The organism is Actinomadura sp. J1-007 (assembly GCF_009793335.1).
GTDB classification, from domain to species: domain Bacteria; phylum Actinomycetota; class Actinomycetes; order Streptosporangiales; family Streptosporangiaceae; genus Spirillospora; species Spirillospora yumaensis.
This window is the reverse complement of sequence record NZ_WING01000001.1, coordinates 5,774,015-5,791,606: the sequence shown is the minus strand read 5'-3', so window position 1 is coordinate 5,791,606 and position 17,592 is coordinate 5,774,015. Positions and strand designations below refer to the sequence as shown.

The following is a 17,592-nucleotide window of genomic DNA, read 5'->3' as shown; positions in this document are numbered from 1 at the left end:
GTCAGGGACGGCAGATGATCTCGCCGTTGAGGACGGAGTAGAAGCCGTCTTCGGACGCGGCCCACGCCTTCCAGCCGTCGTACACGCGCTGGAGCTCTTCGCGGGTGGCGTGGCCCGCGGCGACGGCGGTCTCGGCGACCGACGAGTGCAGCATCCGGCCGCCCCACGACTCGCTCCACCATTCGCGCTCCTCGGGCGTGGAGTAGCACCACGCGGACGCCGAGGCGGTGACGTCGGTGAAGCCGGCGCGGCGGGCCCACGACGCCAGGAGGCGGCCCGCGTGGGGCTCGCCGCCGTTGCCGCGCGCGACCTTCATGTAGATCGGCATCCAGCTGTCCATGCCGGGCGGGTCGGGATACCAGACCATGCTGCCGAAGTCGGCCTCGCGGGCCGCCACGATTCCGCCGGGCCTGCACACGCGCCGCATCTCGCGCAGGGCCTGGACCGGGTCGGCAATGTGCTGGAGCACCTGGTGGACGTGCACGACGTCGAACGAGTCGTCCGGAAAGTCCAGCTTGTGGACGTCGGCCACGGCGAACGTGACGTTGCCGAGACCGCGCGCGGCGACGGTCTTCTCGGCCTCGGCCAGGACGCCGGGGGCGGCGTCGACCGCGGTGACCCGGCCGGTCCCGACGCGTTCGGCGAAGTCGGCCGTGATGGTGCCCGGCCCGCACCCGACGTCCAGCAGCGACAGCCCGTCGCGCAGGTGGGGCAGCAGGTGGGGCGCCGAGTTGGCGGCGGTGCGCCACTGGTGGGAGCTCAGCACGGTCGCGTGGTGGCCGTGGGTGTACGCGGTCATCGGGTGCCCTTCCGCTCAGGCGGCGGCACCGTGGACGCACCGCCGCGCCGATGCGTCCACCCTAGAACCACTTCTCAAGTTTTGAGAATCGCGTCTTACATTTCGAGACGCCGTTTCGCCGCCCGGGAACGCGTCGCGCTCCCGGACGGCGGGCGGCGGGCGGCGGGTCAGGCGGCCAGCGCTACTCGGCGTTCGTCGGCGAGCATCTGGGCGGTGACCATCGGCGGGGCGGCCGGCTCGGCAGGCGTGGCGAGGGCGGCTGCCACCGAAGGCATCGCCGGGACCGCCGGGACCGGCGAGACCGACGAAGCCGCGGGCATCGCCGGGAAGGGCGGGGGCGCAGGCATCGCCGGGACGACCGGTGCCGCGGGCATGGCGTGCGCCGCTGCCACTGCGGGCATCGCCGGGACGGCCGGGGCGGTGGGCGTCTGGGCGAGCCCGGACCTCGCCGGGACCGCCGGGGCGGTGCGTGTCGGGGCGAGCGCGGGCCTCGCCGGGACGGCGGGTGCCACCGGGGCCGCAGATGCCGCGCGCCGGTGCGGGGGCGGGGCCTCGTGCGCCTCGGTGTAGGCGTTGAGGGCCAGGTGGGTCAGTTCGGTGAGCCACGGCTCGACCAGGGTCCGCTCGGCGGGCCCGTCCAGTCGTGGGCTAGTGAGATGGAACGTGCCTGTCGCTTCGTTCATCACTGCCACTACCCCTTCCAGAAACCCGGCGGCACGGACGCCCCCTGCGCCTCGCGCCGACGGTCGAAATGCACCCGTAGGTACGCATCGAACAAGTTCGCCGGTTCGATGCTTATTTCGTGACGTCCCCCACGCCACGCAGCCAACTTACGCACCGCCACTGACATTTTTCGAACGCGCGTTCGGCCACCCGAACGCGACGCTCAGACGGTCCGCCCATGCGATCCGTGCCGGGCGGCCCATGCCGGGCGGTGCGCGCCAGGCGGTCCACGTAGGCGATCCGCGCCGGACATCCGCGCCGGGCGATCCACGCCAGGCACTCCGCGCCGGACACTCCGCGCCGGCGGCCCGCGCCTAGCAGCCCGCGCTGGAGGGTGCACGCCAAGCGGTCCACGTAGGCGATCCGTTCCGGGCGGTCCGTGCCGGACAGTCCACGCCAGATGGTCCGCGACGGACAGTCCACGTTGGACGAACCACGCCGGGACGATCCGCGCCAGGCGGGCCAGGCCGGCGGCCCGGGCAGGCCGGGCTGAGTGGGGTGGGTTAGAAGACGCGGTACATGATGTGGAGGCCGACGTAGCCGTGTTGCGGGTGGAGGAAGCCCTCCTTGAGCGTCGCGACGATCTCCATGCCGAGCGACCGCCACAGGTGGACGGCCCGCTCGTTCGTCTCGACGACGGCGTTGAACTGCATCGCCCGGAAGCCGTTCGCCGGGGCCCAGGCCATGACGTGCTCGCCGAGCGCGCGCCCCACGCCGCGTCCCGCGTGCGCGGGGTCGACCATGAAGCTCGCCGTGGCGATGTGCGACGCGGGGCCCATGTGGTTGGCCCCCATGGTCGCGGTGCCAAGGACCGCGCCGTCACCGTCCACGGCGACGACCGTGCGTCCCGGCGGCTCCGCCGTCCAGAACGTCCGCGCCGTCGCCTCGTCGATGTCGCGCGGCCAGCTGAACGTCTCGCCGGCCGCCACGATCCCGCGCAGGAACGGCCAGATCGCGGGCCAGTCCGCCGCGCCGGCCTCCCTGATCTCCATGCGCCCAGCCTGCCCTTCGTTCCTCTTGCGGCGCCACGGATTTTTCGCGGTCAGTCCGGACGGGGAGCCGGGTCGGCGGTGACGGAGCGGAGGAGGGGGCGGCTCAGGGCGCCCGCGCCGAGGATTCCCGCGAAGCCGAGCACGACGAACGCCAGCAGCGTCAGCGCGCCCGAGACGCCGAAGCCGGCGGCGAACGGCGCGGCGAAGAACAGGCCCGTCAGGATCGATCCGCCGCCCATGACGGCGAGCGGGATGACGGTCTCCTGGCGGCGCGCCCGGTCGAGCACCTGGAGCGGCGTCCCGGCCAGCCGCAGCATCGCGTACGCCTGGCGCCGGTCGAGCACCGCGGACGCGCCGGTGATGCCCGCGCTCGTGATCGCGATGAGGAAAGACACGGCGAGGACGGTCAGCGCGCCGGTGCGCAGGTCGGCGAGCAGTTCAGCCTGGACGGCGTCCGGGTCGGCGGGCGTGGTCGCGACCTTGCCGGGAACGACCCCGGCCAGCGCGGTGCGGGCCCGTTCGACCTGGTCGGCGCCGCCCCGCACCCGTACGGCGACCGTGTCGTCCGCCTCCTCGCCGTCGGCGCGGCCGGGGACGGGGAGCGGGGGGTCCGTCCGCCCGCGGTCCACGGTGACCGTCGCGGGCAGGCCGTTCACCCGCTCCTGGACCTGCCGCGACACGGCGGCGGAACGGTCGTGCGGGACGAGGAGTTCGAGGCGGTCGGTCGGGTGGTCGCCGAGCGCGGACGCCGACGGGTTCATCAGGGCGAGGAAGCCCGCGACGAAGCCGGTGAGCGCGACGCCCGCGACGGTCCGCCAGGCGGAACGGGGGTCGTCGAGCAGCCGCCGTCCGGCGAGCAGCCGGGCGGGGCCGCGCGCCGTGGCGACCGCGATCCGGCCGATCAGCGCCACCGCCCACGGGCCGACGAGGTTGATGCCGAGGAACGCGAGCGCGAGGAACGCCAGCAGCACCACCAGGCCCGCCTTGCCCATGCCGCCGAGCGAGCCGCTCACCGCCGCGAACGCGACCAGCAGGAGGACGAACGCGGCGAGCCGTACGGCCTTGAGGTGCGGCGGCGTCTCGCGGCGGGCGACGCCGAGCGGGCTGACCACGACGCGGCGCAAACCGGCGACCGCGCTGATCCCGACGAGGACGGGCACGGCGGCCGGAACGGCGAGGGCGGCGAGGCCGGGCCACAGGTCACCGGCGTACCAGGTGCCGCCCGCGATCGTGATCCTGGTCAGCGCCGGGACGGCCGCCGCGTACAGCGCCACGCCGGCGAGCGCGCCCGCCGCCGCGGTGAGCACCGCCTCGGCGGTGGTGATCGCGACGACCTGGCCGGGCGTCGCGCCCACGAGCCGCAGCGCGGCGAGGCGCTGGTCGCGGCGGGCCACGGTGAGCCGGGCCGCCGCGCCCCCGAACACCAGCAGCGGCACGACCATCAGCACCGAGGCGATGATCATCAGGACCTGGTAGACCTGCGCCCGCGACGACACCGCGCCGGTCGCGTACGCGTCGATCCGTTCCGGCGCGGCGGTCGCGTCAACGGCTTCGGACTCGTTCCGCTGGGCGGTAACCGCCGGGTCGGACGGCGCGCGGCCGATGACCGCGACCAGTTCGTCCGGATGGATCAGCGCCTCGCGTCCGAGCGTCCCGGCGGCCTTTCCCGACGGGAACCGCTGGGCGAGCCGGTCGGCGGGCCGGTCCGCCATCATCCGGCCGAGCGCGGGCGACACCCACGTCTCCCCCGGCTTCGGGAACCGCTTCATCCCCGGCGGAACGGGCGCCCGCCCGTCCAGCGCGGCCAGGTCCACCACGGTGATCGGCTTCCCGCGCACGTAGTCGGTGGACAGCGCCTCGATCGCGGTCCCCTTCCCGGCGGCGGCCTTGTGCGGATGCCGCCACGCGTCGGCGTCCGCCCGCTGCCCGAACGCGTGGTTGGCCCCCACCGCGAACATCAGCAGCCCCGTCGAGACGGCCACCGCCGCCAACGTCAGCAGAGACCCCAGAAGTCCGCGCCGCCCCCCGCCCCGCAGCAACCGCCACGCGAGCTCAAGCACCGTCCGCATCACGCACTCTCCACATGCCGAACCTGGAAAGCGTCCCAGCCGCTACGAGGAACACCCGTGCCGTACGAGACAGGCGCCCCCGCACCGTACGAACGAGGCGCCGCGGCCGGGGCGGACGCCCCCGCACCGTACGCACCAGGCGTCCCGGTGCCGTACGAGCCGGGCGCTGCGGCCGAGCCGGGTGCCCCCGGGCCGTACGAGCCGGACGCCCCCGCGCCATACGAGCCGGGCGCTGGGGCCGAGCCGGGTGCCCCCGGGACGTACGGGCCGGACGGGCCCGCGTCGTACGGGCTGGACGGGCCCGCGTCGTGCGGGGTGGGTGGCGTGGTCGGGGTGGACGGCCCTGCGCTGTGCGGGGCGGGGTGGACGAGGCGGCCGTCGCGGACCTCGACCGTGCGGTCGCACCAGCGGGCCACGGTGGGGTCGTGGGTGACGACGACGAGGGAGGCGCCGTTGTGGCGGGTGGCCTCCACCAGCAGGTTCATGGTCTCGTGGCCGGTGGCCTGGTCGAGCGCGCCGGTGGGCTCGTCCGCGAACACGACGGCGGGCGCGGTGACCAGGGCGCGGGCGATGGCGACGCGCTGCGCCTGGCCGCCGGACAGCTCGCCGGGGCGGCGGTGCTCCATGCCGCCCAGCCCGAGCGGAGCGAACCAGGTGCGGGCCGCGTTCACGGCGGCGCGGCGCGGGGTGCCGCCCAGCATGAGGGGCAGCGCGACGTTCTCGACGGCGGGCAGTTCGGGCAGCAACTGGCCGAACTGGAACACGAAGCCGAACCGGGAACGCCGCAGCGCGCTGCGGCGCCGCTCGCCGAGGGCGTCGATGCGGCCGCCGAGCAGCCGCACCTCGCCCGCGTCCGGCTTCATGATCCCCGCGAGGCAGTGCAGCAGCGTGGACTTGCCCGAGCCGCTCGGACCCATGATCGCGACGGTCTCCCCCGGTGGACGGTGAGATCGACCCCGGCCAGCGCCACCGCGGGCCCGAACCGCTTCACCAGGCCGGTGCCCACCAGCACCGCCTCACCGGCGCCGGACGTCGCGCCCCCGGCGGGGGCTGCTGGCAGGTTGTTCATGCGGCGGCCTTTCGGGAGGTACGGGGCGTGGGGAGGTCGATGACCTCGGCTCGGCGGGCAGCGGCGGTGCGGGGGTCGGCCTCGGCGCGTTCGGCGGCGTCGTGCTGCGGCCCGGAGGTGTCGGACGGCTCGGGGGGCGGGGGTTCGGGCCTCGGGCGCGGTCGCGGACGGACTCGGCGATCTCCTTGGCGGGCAGCACCAGGCCCCCGTAGATCACGAAGACGACGAAGGCGGCGGCGACGGGCGCGTAGAGCAGGTACATCGGGTTCATGCCCCCATCGTCGGAGAACGGGCAGGTCGGCCACATCGGACGGAGGTTCGGTCCCGTCGGCGGGGGCATCGGCCGAATGGTCGATCCAGGGGTACGCACAGGGTCGTAACCTTCCTGGGCATGGGCGAGGCGGGAGCGGGACTGGATCGGATCCACACGGCGGGCGGGTGCCTGGCGCGGGTCGTCTACGTGGGCCTGGCCTGCCTGTACCTGCTGGCGGTCCTGCTCACCGGCCTCGACAGCGGCTTCGAGCTCTGCATGATCCTGGTCGCGCTCGTGGTGACGGCGGGCGCGATGGCCGTCCGGCATCTGACGGGCTGGGCGATCGCGGTGGCGGCGGTGTCCGGGCTGATCACGCTGTTCATCGCGCTGGCCTCGCCGGACTTCCAGGGGATGAGCGTGGTCGTCGAGATCGGCGGACTGCTCGTCCTGATCGCGCGGGTGGTGTGGAAGACGCCGCGCGACCGGCTCGTGCCCGTCGCGGTCGCGCTGACCGCGACGCTGATGGCGCTGCCGTTCCGGGCCTCGACGATCGCGGCGGTGCTGTTCACCGCGCCGCTCGGGGTGCTGGCGGCGGTCGCGATCGGCGTCGGCCTGTACCTGCGGGCGGTGGACGCGCGGCGGTCCCGCACCCTGGCCGCCGCGCGCCGGGACGAACGGCTGGAGCTGGCCCGCGACCTGCACGACTTCGTCGCCCACCACGTGACGGGGATCGTCGTCCAGGCGCAGGCGGCGCGGTTCGCCGCGCAATCGGGCGCGGGGCAGTCCCCCGAACAGCTCGACAGGATGTTCGGGGGGATCGAGAAGGCGGGCACCGAGGCGCTGACCTCGATGCGGCGCATGGTGGGGCTGCTGCGCGACGCGCAGGACGCGGGCGCGGCGGACGGCGACGCGGGCCGGGCGCCCGGAGGCCAGGGCCCCGGCGGGGACGGGCCCGGAGGGGACGGCGCGCCCCGTCCGGTCGGCGGCCTGGCGCGGGTGGAGGAGGTCGTCGCGGCGTTCTCCCATCCCCCGGCGACGCTGTCGCTGTCGCCGGGGCTCGGCGACCTGCCGCCCGAGGTGACGACGTCGGTGCACCGGGTCGTCCAGGAGTCGCTGACGAACGCCCGCAAGCACGCCGCCGACTCCACCGCCGTGCACGTGTCCGTCACCCGGCTCGCGGACGGCTCGGTGGAGGTGGCCGTGCGCGACGACGGGCAGGGCCGGTCGCGGCGGCTGCCGTCCAGCGGGTTCGGGCTCGCGGGGCTGCGCGAGCGGATCGACGCGGTCGGCGGGCTCCTGCGGGCCGGGCCGAGGCCGGAGGGCGGCTGGGAGGTCGTCGCCGTCCTGCCCGTGCGCGATGCCTGAGACAATCGGCCCGTGACCATCCGTGTGCTCATCGCCGACGATCAGGAGATGGTCCGGACCGGCTTCCGGATGATCATCGACTCGCAGGCCGGCATGGAGGTGGTCGGGGAGGCCCGCGACGGCGCGGAGGCCGTCGCCCTGGCGCGGCGGCTGCGCCCGGACGTGTGCCTGTTCGACATCCGCATGCCGAAGATCGACGGGCTGGAGGCGACCCGGCTGCTGGCCGGGCGCGACGTCCCCGACCCGCTCCGGGTGGTGATCGTCACCACGTTCGACATGGACGAGTACGTCTACGGGGCGCTGCGCGGCGGCGCCGTCGGGTTCCTGCTCAAGGACAGCGGGCCCGCGCTGCTGGTGGAGGCCGTCCGCGCCGCCGCCAACGGCGAGGCGCTCGTGTCACCGTCGATCACGGTCCGGCTGCTGGAGCACCTCGCGGCGCCGCCCGCGGCCGGGCCCGCGGGCGCCGCCGCGCCGCGCGAGGCGCTCACCGACCGCGAGCTCGACGTCGTACGGCTCGTCGCGCGGGGCCGTACCAACGACGAGATCGCCGGCGAGCTGTACGTGGCGCTGTCCACGGTCAAGACCCACCTCGGCAGCGTGCAGCGCAAGCTCGACGCCCGCAACCGCGGCGAGATCGCGGCGTGGGCCTGGGAGTCGGGGCTCATGCGCTGACCGGCCGCCCGCCGCGGCCCGTCCCGCCGCGCGGACGCGCGGACACGCGGCCCTCGCGGGTCCCGCCCGCGCCGTACCCCCGGCGGACGGCCGGCCCGGCGGCCACGGCATGATCAACGGAGCACGGCGGACGCCGCGGGCGAGACGGGGTTCGGCCCCGCGAAGGGGGAACGGCACTGGGACCGGAGTCGCTGACGGGCATCCCCGGGCCGATCCTGGCCCTGTGGGTCCTCGGGGCCGTCGGGTGGGGCGTCGTCCTGGCCGGGCTGCGCCGCGGGGTGCACGGGCTCGCGCGGGCGCCCGCGCTGTTCGCGCACGCGCTGACCCCGGCGGGCGCCGTCCTCGCCTGCTCGGTCGCCGGCTTCGGGTTCCTGTACGCGACGATCGCGCTGACCGCCGAGTGGTGGGCGCTCGCCCTGGTCACGGGCTTCCGTCCCGAACGGCTCCTGGAGCCCGACCCGCGCCGCGCGGGCGGCGCCGACCTGCGCCGCCTGGCCGCCTGGGCGGCCCTGACGGCCGCCGCGACCGCCGCGGCGGGCGCGCTGATCCTGTGAACGGCTCCGGGCCCCGGCGGACGCAGGGGTGCGCCCTTGTCAGCGCACCGGACAGATGGACCTGCCCCCGTGCGGCGGCAGGCGTTCCCGCAGGTCAACGAGCCGGAGAACGGATCTTCGCCGCGCTCCGCCCGCTCCGCGAGGAGCGCCGGGGAGCGCCCCGGCCCCCTAAGGCTCCCCTGGATCCACGTCGGCGCGAACCTCCGATGGGCACCGAAAGTCAAAGGTACGTAGTATCCGAAGAAAAGGAAGCGCAAAACCCTCGGAGGTGGATCATGCCGTGTGCGTTGTGCGGCGACATCATCCCGACCGAGGTCGCCCGCTGCCCCGCGTGCGGCGCGTGGGCGCGGCGACGCGACTTCCGGGCGGTCGGGGTGGCGGTGTTCATGCTGCTCGGATTCAACGCGTTCGTCGCGCTCGGCTCGGGCATCAGCCTGCTGCGGCTCGGCCATCCGCTGCGCGGCGCCACCCACGACACCTACGACCCGGCCGGCACCGGCCACGCGCTCGCGCCGTACACCGACGTCTTCCTGATCTGCGGGGTGATGGCGGGCGTCACGGGCCTGCTCTACCTCGGCTGGCTGTGGCGGGCCTTCGGCCAGTCGCCCGGCCCGCACCAGCACCACCGGGCCTGGGTGGTCTTCGGCTGGCTCTGCCCCGTGGTCAACCTCTGGATGCCGCCGCGCATCGTGTACGAGGTGTGGGTCAACAGCGGCCGCTACCGCCTGGCCGAGCGCCAGGCGGCGGGCCTGGTGGTGTTCGGCTGGTGGGCGTGCGTGCTGCTCGGCCTCGGCCTCGCCCGGATGTTCGCGAGCGGCGACGGCGTGCAGACCCTCGCCGAGGCCCGCTTCGAGATCCACGTCGGCGTGGCCGCCGCCGCGTTCCAGGCCCTCGCCGCCGCGCTCTGCATGGCGACGGTCTTCCAGATCACCCGCCTCCAGATAGCCCGCGAGACCTGACCCCCGCCGCGGCCGGACGGGCTCAGGCGGTGGGGCCCGAGCTGCCGCCGCTCGCGTGGTACAGGCGGGCCGGAGGGCGCTTGACCGCCTCGCCCGCGTGCCCGACGTCGGCGTACGGCGACGTCGCGAACCCGGTGGCGTGGACGACGCGCCGGCCGACGGGGCGCCCCGCCGGGCCCGGCCCGGAGCGCGCCATGATCCGCCGCACGGCGCCGATGCCGTCGCCGCGCCACGCCTCGTACAGGCCGGGCAGGTCCCAGCAGGCGGTCGCGGTGACCGAGACCGCGCGGCCCCCGGCCCTGCGGACCCGGCCGCGCGCCACCAGCAGCCACGACCCGAACACCGTCGCCGCGCACCGTTCCTGCACCGACTCGAAGAACGTCAGGTCGACGGGCCCGGTCGCGTCGTCCAGCGTGGCGAAGATGACGCGCTGCCCGGACCGTACGGCCGGGGTCTGCGTCGCGACCTTGACGCCCGCGACCAGGACGTCGCCGCCCCCGGCCCGGTCGCGCAGGCCGCGGGCGCGGGCGACGCCGAGCTCGCGCAGCAGGCCGTCGTAGAACGTGAGCACGTGCCGGCTGACGTCCATGCCGAGGATCTCCAGCTCCGCCTCGACCACCTCCGACGGCGTCATCGGCGGCAGCTCGCCGGGACGGATCTCCTCGACGATCCCGAGGCCCGCCCCCGCCTCGGCGCCCGCCTCCGTGCCGTCCTCGACGCCGAGCGGGAGCTGGCCCTCGATCACGCCGCGTCCCGGACGGGCGGTCGCGCGGTCCAGGACGCCGACGCGGCAGAGCAGGTCGCGGCGCGGCGTCACCGCGTCGCCTCCGCCCGGCCGGTCGGCGGCGGAGGGGAGGAGGAGCCGGAGGGGGACGCGGAGACCGCGTCGTACAGGGCGTCGAACCCGCCCGCGAGGACGAGGCGTTCGACGATCGGCCGGGAGACGCGGGCGCGCCGCCAGAAGTCGGTCAGCGAACGGTACGGCCGCTCCTCCACGATCCGTCCGACCTCCGCCTCGCTGATGCCCTTGACCTCGTTCAGCGCCACCCGGATGCCGTGGGCGAGCGCCGCCGCGCCGGAAGGTGCGCCGCCGCCGCCCGCGTCCCCGCTCGGGCCCGCGTTCGCGGGTCCGGCCACCGCGCCGCCCTGGGAGACGGGCTCGACGTGCCAGTCGGCGGTCGAGCGGTTGACGTCCAGCGGCAGGATCGGGACGCCGTAGTGGCGGGCGTCGTCGAGGATGGCGCGCTTGGGGTACATGCCGGGGTCGTGGGTGAGGACGCCCGCGAAGAACGCGGCCGGATGGTGCCGCTTCAGCCACGCCGACTGGTAGGTGGGCAGGGCGAACGACGCGGCGTGCGCCTTGCAGAACCCGAACGACCCGAACGCCGTGAGCATCCGCCAGACCCGTTCGACCGACGCCTCGTCGTAGCCGCGCCGCAGCGCGTGCTCCCGGAACCAGGCCCCGACGACGGCCTGCCCCTCCTCGCTCGCGAGGCTCCGCCGCGCCGCCTCGGCGTCCGACAGCCCGCAGCCGGTGAAGACGTCGATCACGCGGAGCACCTGCTCGTGGAAGACGATGACGCCGAGGCTCTCGCGCAGCACCGGTTCGAGGTCGGGGTGCGGGTACGCCGGGGCGCGCAGGCCCTCGCGCGAGTCCAGGTAGGGCGTGACCATGTCGGAGGCGACCGGGCCGGGCCGGAACAGCGAGATGTCGATGACCAGGTCGTCCAGGTCGCGGGGCTGGAGCCGGCCGATCAGCTCCCGCTGGCCGGGCGACTCGATCTGGAAGCAGCCGAGGGTGCGGGAGGTGCGGATCAGCCCGAAGGTGGACGGGTCGTCGCGCGGCACGGCCTCAAGGTCGATCCGCCCGCCCCCGGCGCGCTCGACCTCGGCGACCGCGTGCGCCATCGCCGACTGCATCCGCACCCCGATGACGTCCAGCTTCAGCAGGCCCATCGCCTCGACGTCGTCCTTGTCGAACTGGCTCATCGGGAACCCGAGCGCGCTCTGCTCGACGGGCGTGCGGTCGCGCAGCGTCGCGTTCGACAGCAGGACCCCGCAGGGGTGCATGGCGATGTGGCGCGGCAGGCCGTCGAGCCGTTCGGCGATGCGGAACACCACCTCAAGCTGCCCCTGCCCGAGGTTGCTCTGCCGCAGCTCGGGCAGGTCGGCCAGCGCGGCGCGGATCTGCCGCGCGCGGATGTGCGGGAACGCCTTCGCGATCGCGTCGATCTCCTGCGGCGGCAGCCCCACCGCGTTGCCGACGTCGCGGATCGCGCTGCGCGCCCGGTAGGTCTCCATCATCGACACGCACGCCGTGGCGTCGGCGCCGTAGCGGTCGAACAGCGCCCGGTACGCCTCCAGCCTGCGGGCCGACTCCACGTCGAGGTCGATGTCGGGCAGGCCGGGGCGGCTGTCGGCGAGGAACCGCTCCATCACCAGGTCGTGCCGGAGCGGGTCGAGGTCGCTGATGCCGAGCAGGTGGTTGACCAGGCTGCCCGCGCCCGACCCGCGGATCGCGCAGCGGATGCCCCGGGAGCGGATCAGCCCGGCGGCGTCCGCGACCGTGAGGAAGTAGGCGGCCAGGCCCTTGCGCGCGATGATGCCGAGCTCGTGGTCCAGCCGCCGCGCGGCCTCCGCCGAACGGTCCAGCCCGCGCGCCGCGAGCCCCTCGGCGCAGCGCGCGGCGAGCCGTCCGTACGGGTCGGCGCCGGTCTCGGGCAGGTGCACCTCGTCCATGCCGAGGTCGCGGCCGGGGTCGAGGACGCAGCGTTCGGCGAGCGCGCGGGTGGCGGCGACCAGCGCGTCCGCCTCCTCGGCGCCGCAGCTCAGCGCCGCGGTCCGGCGCATCCGCTCCTCGGACTTCAGGTAGGCGTGGCCCGTCCGGTCGTCCAGGTGCCGCCGGTGCAGCGGAACGAGCCGCCGGGTCACGTCCAGCACCTGCGCGACGGGGTGGTCGGCGGGCTCCAGGTAGCGGACGGCGTTGCCGAGCACCGCCGGGACGCCCTCGGAGCGGGCGAGGGCCAGCATCCGCGCGGCGCGGTGCCCGTCGCCGACGTCGTGGTGGTCGACGATCTCCAGCGCGCACTCGGCCGTCGCCCGCCACGCCGCGAGCCGCCGCGCGGCGAGGTCGGGGCGGCGCGCGGCGACCGCCCGCCCCACGTCCGACCAGGGGCCGAGCAGGACGACCAGGCCGTCCGCGTGCTCGCCCACCAGCTCGCGGCTCGCGACGGGCCTCCCCCGCTCGCCCGCGTGCGCGGCGGTCACCAGCCGGCACAGCGACGCCCAGCCCGCGCGCCCGGCCGCGAGGACCACCGCCCGCTCCTCCCCGCCGCCGGGGCCGGGCCCGAGGGCGAGGTCGGCGCCGAGGACGGGGCGCACGCCCGCGTCGCGGCAGGCGCGGACGTGCCGGACCGCGCCGTACAGGCCGTCGCGGTCGGTCAGGGCGAGGGTCTCCAGGCCGAGCTCGGCGGCGCGGCGCGCGAGCGCCTCCGGGCGCGCCGCGCCGTACCGCAGCGAGTAGGCGGAGGCGACATGCAGGTGCACGGCGGCCTCAGTCCCACACCCGGGAGAGCATCCAGGTCGCGGTGGCCGCGTCGTAGCGCAGCTCGTACACCCCGATCTCGCGGTCCGGGGTGGCCTCGACCCGCCAGAACTCCCGCTCGCCGGTGACCTCGGCCTCGGGCTGCTGCTCGCGCCACCAGTCCCGGGTCGTCACCCAGTGCTCCAGCACCCGCCGCACGGTGTAGAGCCGCCCCCGCCAGACGAACCGGACCGGACGTCCGTCGCTCGACCAGACCTCCACCGGATCGCCGAACACGCGCGTCATCTGCCTCCCCCGCCCTTGTGTCTCGCGATCGCACGGGGGAAGGCATGCGGTCTTGTTCGAACGTATGTTCGTGACCGAGTCTAGGGAACGGCCGGACCGGGAGGCAAGGCGGGGCCCACCTGCCGTACCGCCGGAGCGCCGCGCCAACGCCCTGGTCAGAGGGGGTGCGGCCGTTCGGGACGGCGTCGCGCTTCGACCGGGCGAACGGCGCGCAGGCCCGTCCGCGCAAGGGCTCGCGAGGGATCACCGGACCGAAAGCGCGCCCCGCGGAAATCGCACCCGAAATCGCACCCGAAAAGTGATCCCGCGGGACGGCGGCGAACGGCGGGAACGGGCGGGGCGAGCGGAACGGGCGGGGCGGCTCAGCCGAAGAGGGCGGCGGGCGGCTCGGCCGAGCGGGACCGGCTCAGCCGAGGAGGGCGACGAAGCAGTCGGCGACGTCGCGGAGGTCGGTGACGTCGGCGATGCCCCCGCCCGTCCACAGGTACGACCAGCCGGCGCCCGCCGGGGTCGCCACGACCATGATCAGCCGGCGGGTGCGCGGGCCGACGACGGTCAGGATCGACTCCTCAGGCCCGGCCAGCCGCCAGCGCAGCCCCCGGACGTCGACCTCGTACGCGAGCGCGGCGAGGTGGTGGCGCCGCACTTCGGCGATCTGCCGCGCATTGGTGATGACGGACACCGCGATCAACCCGCCTTGTCAGGAGTCCGGAACGCCGAACGATCACCAGGAGCGTCCGGACGGCGACAATTGGTGACCGGCCCCCAGCATGACCCGCGAAGACGTCCGGCGGCGGGGAATCCCGGAGACTCGGTCGACCTATTTCGCCCCGACGGTCTGTTATGTTTCAACTACCCAGCGTCACGACATACTTACGTAGGCCGCCGCGGGACGCCGGAACGCCGTCCCCGCCGCGACCGCGCGACCAGCCGTCCGTGATAGACCCTCTATGGATCCTTGAATCTTCCATGAGTCCATGGGAACGGGCGCGGGCATGCCTCCGGGCGCGCCTCGCGCCCGCGCCCGCGCACCCGTCCCCGGAGCGGTGAGGAGCCCCGCCGATGACCGCCGAGCCGCTCCACCCCGGGCCGCCCGCCGGCTCGGGGCTGCGCGAGCGCAAGAAGCAGCGGACCCGGATGGCGCTCATCGACGCCGCGCTCGCCCTCTTCCTCGACCAGGGGTACGACGCGACGACGATCGACGAGATCGTGGCCGCGGTCCAGATGTCGCAGCGCACGTTCTTCCGCTACTTCGCGACGAAGGAGGACGTCGTCACCGGCTTCCTCGCCGACTTCGACCGCGCCGTGGCCGACGCGCTCGCCGTCCGCCCGCCGGAGGAGCGCCCGTTCACCGCGCTGTTCGAGGCGCTGCGCGTGGTGCTGCGGACGGTCGCCGAGGGCAGCCCGGAGGACGCCGACCGGTTCCGCCGCGTCCGCCAGGTGATCGAGGCCAACCCGGCGCTGGTCGCGGCGCAGATGGCCCGCTACTCGGCGTCGGAGAAGCGGCTCGCCGCCGAGATCGCGCGCCGCGAGGGCGTGGACCCCGAGGCCGATCTGCGGCCCCAGGTCATCGTCGCGTTCCACGCGTCGGCCGCCCGGGTCGCGTTCGAGGACTGCGCCCGCCGCGACGTGTGGGACGTCGACGAGGTCGCGTCCCGCGTCGACGACGCGATCGCGTTGGTCCGGGGCACCATGACCGACTGGTTCTGACGCCGTACGGCCGGGACCGCGCCCGGTTCCGGCGCCCTGGCCGGGCCGGGGAGGGTCATTCCACGGAGTGATCCGCGGTTAGGTCTCATGGGCCATCCGCCGCGGCGCGGGCTCCCCTAAGCTCCCGTGCATGACCACGACCGTCGCCGGGCCGCTGCACCACGACGAGCCGCGCGTGCTCGGCCCGTACAAGCTCCTCGGACGGCTCGGGCGCGGCGGGATGGGCACGGTGTACCTCGCCGCCGAGCCGACCGGGCGGCGGGTGGCGGTGAAGGTCGTCAACCGCGAGCTGGCCGGAGAGCCCGCGTTCCTCGCGAGGTTCCGGCGGGAGGTGACGGCGGCGCGGCAGGTCAGCCGGTTCTGCACGGCGCCGGTGCTGGACGCCGAGCTGGAGACCGACCCCCTCTACATCGTCACCGAGTACATCGACGGGCCCAGCCTGGAGAGCGCGGTCACCGAGAACGGCCCGCTGCCCGGCTCCGACCTGGAGGGCCTCGCCGTCGGCGCCGCGACCGCGCTGGCCGCCATCCACAGCGCCCACATCGTGCACCGCGACCTCAAGCCGTCCAACGTGCTGCTGTCGTCCACCGGGCCGCGCGTGATCGACTTCGGCATCGCCCGCGCGCTGGACGCCGCCGACGGGCCGACGCGCACCGGGCAGTTCATGGGGACGCCCGCGTACATCGCGCCCGAGGTGCTGCGCGGCGAGCCCGCCCTCCAGGCGTCCGACGTGTTCTCCTGGGGCTGCGTCGTCGCCTACGCCGGAACGGGCCGCGCGCCGTTCCAGGGCAAGAGCGTAGCCGACACGTTCCAGCGCATCGGCACCGCGCAGCCGGTGCTGGACGGGCTCGACCCGGGGCTGCGCGCGGTGGTCGCCGCCGCGCTCGACAAGGACGCCTCCCGGCGCCCGACCGCCCGCGAGCTGCTCGCCCTCCTCGTCGGCCAGGACCGGGCCGATCCCGAACGCGCCGCCGAACGGGTCTCGGCGACCTGGCACCGTGAGCCCATCGGCATCACCGGCGACGGCGCGGCCACGGGCTCCCCCACCGGCACGGGTTCCGGACCCGCCGGCGCTTCGGGCCCCGTGCCGTCCGCCGCGCAGGGACCGGCGGACACCGCTCCCGGCGCCGCCGGCACCGCGCCGGGCGCGAGCCGGCAGGCGGCCTCCGCGCAGGACGGCCCCGCGCCCGCCGCGCCGTCCGCGCCGTCCGGCCCGTCCGCGTCCAGCCTTCCGGCCGAGGGGGAACGGACCGGGGGCGCGGCGCTCACCGGCACGCGGACCGTCCAGGTCGATCTGCCCTACCCGGCGGCGTGGCGCGGGCCGCGGCGGTGGTTCACCCTGCTGCGGGGCCTGCTGGTCGTCCCGCACCTGATGGTCATGCTGCTGATGACGGTGCTGCTGGTCGCCGTGGCGGTGCCGTGCTGGCTGGTCATCCCGTTCACCGGGCGCTACCCCCGGCCGCTGTTCCGGCTGGTCGTGGGGTTCCAGCGCTGGTCGGGACGGGTCGTGGCCTACGCGTTCATGCTCACCGACGAGGTCGTCCCGCCGTTCCGGACGCTGCCGCGGGCCGTCCGCAAGCGCTGAGCCCGCGCCCGGCCGCCCGCGCGAGGGCCCCGCGCGGCGGCGGTCAGGACGGGGACGCGGGCAGGTAGGCGTCCATCCAGCGGCCGAGCTCGGCGAAGACCCGCTCCCGCACGGGCGCGGGCGACAGCACCAGGTCGTGGAGGCCGCCGTCGATCCGGACGAGGGTCACGTGGCGGCCGAGCCGCGGCGCCCAGCGGGCCATGTGCTCGACGTCCAGGACGGCGTCGGCGGTGGTGATGTCGGTGACGCGGCGGGACGGGCGGACGCTGCGCTCCGACGACATGACCAGGACCGGCACGTCCACGCCGAGGCCCGCGTGCAGCCGGAGCTGCCCGCGCCGGACCGCCGCCAGCCACGCCGCCCGCACCGGGAACCCGAGCAGCGGCTTCCACGCGAGGTCGAACTCCCACTCGCCCTCGTGCTCGCGGTGCAGGCTGCGCGGGTAGCGGTCGGACACCCCGGCGGGCAGCCGCGCCTTCGGGAACCGTCCCCGCAGCGCCCGCGCGAGCCCGGCGCCGAGCTTGCGCATCGGCAGCGGCTCGGCGATGTCGAGGAACGGGCTGTTGAGGAACAGCCCGTCCACCAGGCCCGCGCCGCGGACCCGGTCGGCCCACAGCGCCGCGACCAGCCCGCCGGTCGAGTGGCCGTTCAGCAGCAGCGTGCCGTGGCCGTCGACGTCGCGGACGATCCGCACCGCCTCGTCGATCTCCGGGAAGTACTCGGTGAGGCTGTCGACGTGGTTGGGCGTCTGGTGGGGGCGCAGCGACCGCCCGTACTTGCGGAGGTCGAGCGCGTAGAAGTCGACGCCCCGCTCGACGTAGAAGTCGGCGAGGTTCTTCTGGAAGAAGTAGTCGATGAAGCCGTGCAGGTACAGCACGGCCCGCCGGGACGGCTCGGTGCAGCGCCGCCGCACGAGCGTCGCCACCACCTCGCCCTCGGCGTCCCGGCCCATCGGCAGCTCGATCGCCTCGTAGCCCGGCCCGAGCACGTCCTGCGCCACGTCCATGGCCCCT

General features: G+C 75.3%; 16 protein-coding genes and 1 pseudogene. 6 read left to right on the top strand and 11 right to left on the bottom strand.

The annotated features are described in order from the left end of the window. Window position 1: 1 nt before the first annotated feature. The 6 genes and pseudogenes from GEV43_RS26350 to GEV43_RS26330 all read right to left on the bottom strand — a co-directional run bounded on the left by GEV43_RS26350 (window position 2) and on the right by GEV43_RS26330 (window position 5,923). A complete protein-coding gene (locus GEV43_RS26350; RefSeq protein WP_160823000.1) occupies window positions 2–799 on the bottom strand; it encodes a methyltransferase domain-containing protein in 798 nt (265 codons plus the stop codon). A 167-nt stretch (window positions 800–966) separates the two neighbouring features. After that, entirely contained in the window at window positions 967–1,482 is a 516-nt protein-coding gene (locus GEV43_RS46975) for a hypothetical protein (protein WP_164717150.1), read from the bottom strand. A gap of 543 nt (window positions 1,483–2,025) precedes the next feature. Then, on the bottom strand, window positions 2,026–2,514 hold the full coding sequence (locus tag GEV43_RS26345) for a GNAT family N-acetyltransferase (protein WP_160822999.1): 489 nt from the start codon (window positions 2,512–2,514) through the stop codon (window positions 2,026–2,028). A 50-nt stretch (window positions 2,515–2,564) separates the two neighbouring features. Further along, a complete protein-coding gene (locus GEV43_RS26340) occupies window positions 2,565–4,496 on the bottom strand; it encodes an ABC transporter permease (RefSeq protein ID WP_309239850.1) in 1,932 nt (643 codons plus the stop codon). A gap of 452 nt (window positions 4,497–4,948) precedes the next feature. After that, window positions 4,949–5,652, bottom strand: a pseudogene (locus GEV43_RS26335) (ABC transporter ATP-binding protein); the annotation flags it as partial. Next, the gene (locus GEV43_RS26330) at window positions 5,600–5,923 is read right to left on the bottom strand and encodes a hypothetical protein (protein ID WP_160822997.1); all 324 of its coding nucleotides are present in this window, start codon (window positions 5,921–5,923) and stop codon (window positions 5,600–5,602) included. The gene GEV43_RS26330 and the pseudogene GEV43_RS26335, both read right to left, overlap by 53 nt. A 120-nt stretch (window positions 5,924–6,043) precedes the next feature. Between GEV43_RS26330 and GEV43_RS26325 the strand changes: the two genes are divergently transcribed. The 4 genes from GEV43_RS26325 (at window position 6,044) to GEV43_RS26310 (ending at window position 9,455) form a co-directional block, all read left to right on the top strand. After that, complete coding sequence (locus tag GEV43_RS26325) at window positions 6,044–7,270, top strand: sensor histidine kinase (RefSeq protein ID WP_160822996.1); 1,227 nt, start codon at window positions 6,044–6,046, stop codon at window positions 7,268–7,270. A 12-nt stretch (window positions 7,271–7,282) separates the two neighbouring features. Beyond that, window positions 7,283–7,942: a response regulator transcription factor gene (locus tag GEV43_RS26320; RefSeq protein WP_160822995.1), complete on the top strand. Its 660-nt coding sequence runs from the start codon at window positions 7,283–7,285 to the stop codon at window positions 7,940–7,942. A gap of 278 nt (window positions 7,943–8,220) precedes the next feature. Continuing rightward, window positions 8,221–8,496, top strand: coding sequence for a hypothetical protein (locus GEV43_RS26315; RefSeq protein ID WP_309239849.1), 276 nt, complete (start codon window positions 8,221–8,223; stop codon window positions 8,494–8,496). A gap of 275 nt (window positions 8,497–8,771) precedes the next feature. Further along, a complete protein-coding gene (locus GEV43_RS26310; protein WP_160822994.1) occupies window positions 8,772–9,455 on the top strand; it encodes a DUF4328 domain-containing protein in 684 nt (227 codons plus the stop codon). 22 nt (window positions 9,456–9,477) lie between these two features. Here GEV43_RS26310 and GEV43_RS55160 read toward each other — a convergent pair whose 3' ends face one another. From GEV43_RS55160 to GEV43_RS26295, 4 genes are all read right to left on the bottom strand, one after another. Continuing rightward, a complete protein-coding gene (locus GEV43_RS55160; RefSeq protein ID WP_309239848.1) occupies window positions 9,478–10,272 on the bottom strand; it encodes an OB-fold nucleic acid binding domain-containing protein in 795 nt (264 codons plus the stop codon). After that, window positions 10,269–13,001, bottom strand: a complete 2,733-nt coding sequence (gene dnaE, locus GEV43_RS26305; RefSeq protein WP_309239847.1) for a DNA polymerase III subunit alpha — start codon at window positions 12,999–13,001, stop codon at window positions 10,269–10,271. The genes GEV43_RS55160 and dnaE overlap by 4 nt, the downstream gene beginning before the upstream one ends. A 7-nt stretch (window positions 13,002–13,008) precedes the next feature. Then, window positions 13,009–13,284 carry a DUF6504 family protein gene (locus GEV43_RS26300; RefSeq protein WP_160822993.1) on the bottom strand — a complete coding sequence of 92 codons (276 nt, stop codon included), beginning with the start codon at window positions 13,282–13,284 and terminating at the stop codon, window positions 13,009–13,011. Between the two features lie 406 nt (window positions 13,285–13,690). Continuing rightward, window positions 13,691–13,966, bottom strand: coding sequence for a hypothetical protein (locus GEV43_RS26295; RefSeq protein ID WP_309240039.1), 276 nt, complete (start codon window positions 13,964–13,966; stop codon window positions 13,691–13,693). A 380-nt stretch (window positions 13,967–14,346) separates the two neighbouring features. Here GEV43_RS26295 and GEV43_RS26290 point away from each other — a divergent pair, with 380 nt between their 5' ends. Next, window positions 14,347–14,994 (top strand): TetR family transcriptional regulator, encoded by a 648-nt coding sequence (locus GEV43_RS26290; protein ID WP_160822992.1) that lies wholly within the window; start codon window positions 14,347–14,349, stop codon window positions 14,992–14,994. Between the two features lie 130 nt (window positions 14,995–15,124). Beyond that, window positions 15,125–16,579: a DUF4389 domain-containing protein gene (locus GEV43_RS26285; RefSeq protein ID WP_160822991.1), complete on the top strand. Its 1,455-nt coding sequence runs from the start codon at window positions 15,125–15,127 to the stop codon at window positions 16,577–16,579. 43 nt (window positions 16,580–16,622) lie between these two features. Here GEV43_RS26285 and GEV43_RS26280 read toward each other — a convergent pair whose 3' ends face one another. Continuing rightward, on the bottom strand, window positions 16,623–17,585 hold the full coding sequence (locus GEV43_RS26280) for an alpha/beta hydrolase (RefSeq protein ID WP_160822990.1): 963 nt from the start codon (window positions 17,583–17,585) through the stop codon (window positions 16,623–16,625). Between the last annotated feature and the right edge of the window lie 7 nt (window positions 17,586–17,592).

Coding starts and splice junctions, on each gene's coding strand:
- GEV43_RS26350 (WP_160823000.1), bottom strand. CDS start 799: ATGACCGCGTACACCCACGGCCACCACGCGACCGTGCTGAGCTCCCAC.
- GEV43_RS46975 (WP_164717150.1), bottom strand. CDS start 1,482: ATGAACGAAGCGACAGGCACGTTCCATCTCACTAGCCCACGACTGGAC.
- GEV43_RS26345 (WP_160822999.1), bottom strand. CDS start 2,514: ATGGAGATCAGGGAGGCCGGCGCGGCGGACTGGCCCGCGATCTGGCCG.
- GEV43_RS26330 (WP_160822997.1), bottom strand. CDS start 5,923: ATGAACCCGATGTACCTGCTCTACGCGCCCGTCGCCGCCGCCTTCGTC.
- GEV43_RS26325 (WP_160822996.1), top strand. CDS start 6,044: ATGGGCGAGGCGGGAGCGGGACTGGATCGGATCCACACGGCGGGCGGG.
- GEV43_RS26310 (WP_160822994.1), top strand. CDS start 8,772: ATGCCGTGTGCGTTGTGCGGCGACATCATCCCGACCGAGGTCGCCCGC.
- GEV43_RS26300 (WP_160822993.1), bottom strand. CDS start 13,284: ATGACGCGCGTGTTCGGCGATCCGGTGGAGGTCTGGTCGAGCGACGGA.
- GEV43_RS26290 (WP_160822992.1), top strand. CDS start 14,347: ATGACCGCCGAGCCGCTCCACCCCGGGCCGCCCGCCGGCTCGGGGCTG.
- GEV43_RS26285 (WP_160822991.1), top strand. CDS start 15,125: ATGACCACGACCGTCGCCGGGCCGCTGCACCACGACGAGCCGCGCGTG.
- GEV43_RS26280 (WP_160822990.1), bottom strand. CDS start 17,585: ATGGACGTGGCGCAGGACGTGCTCGGGCCGGGCTACGAGGCGATCGAG.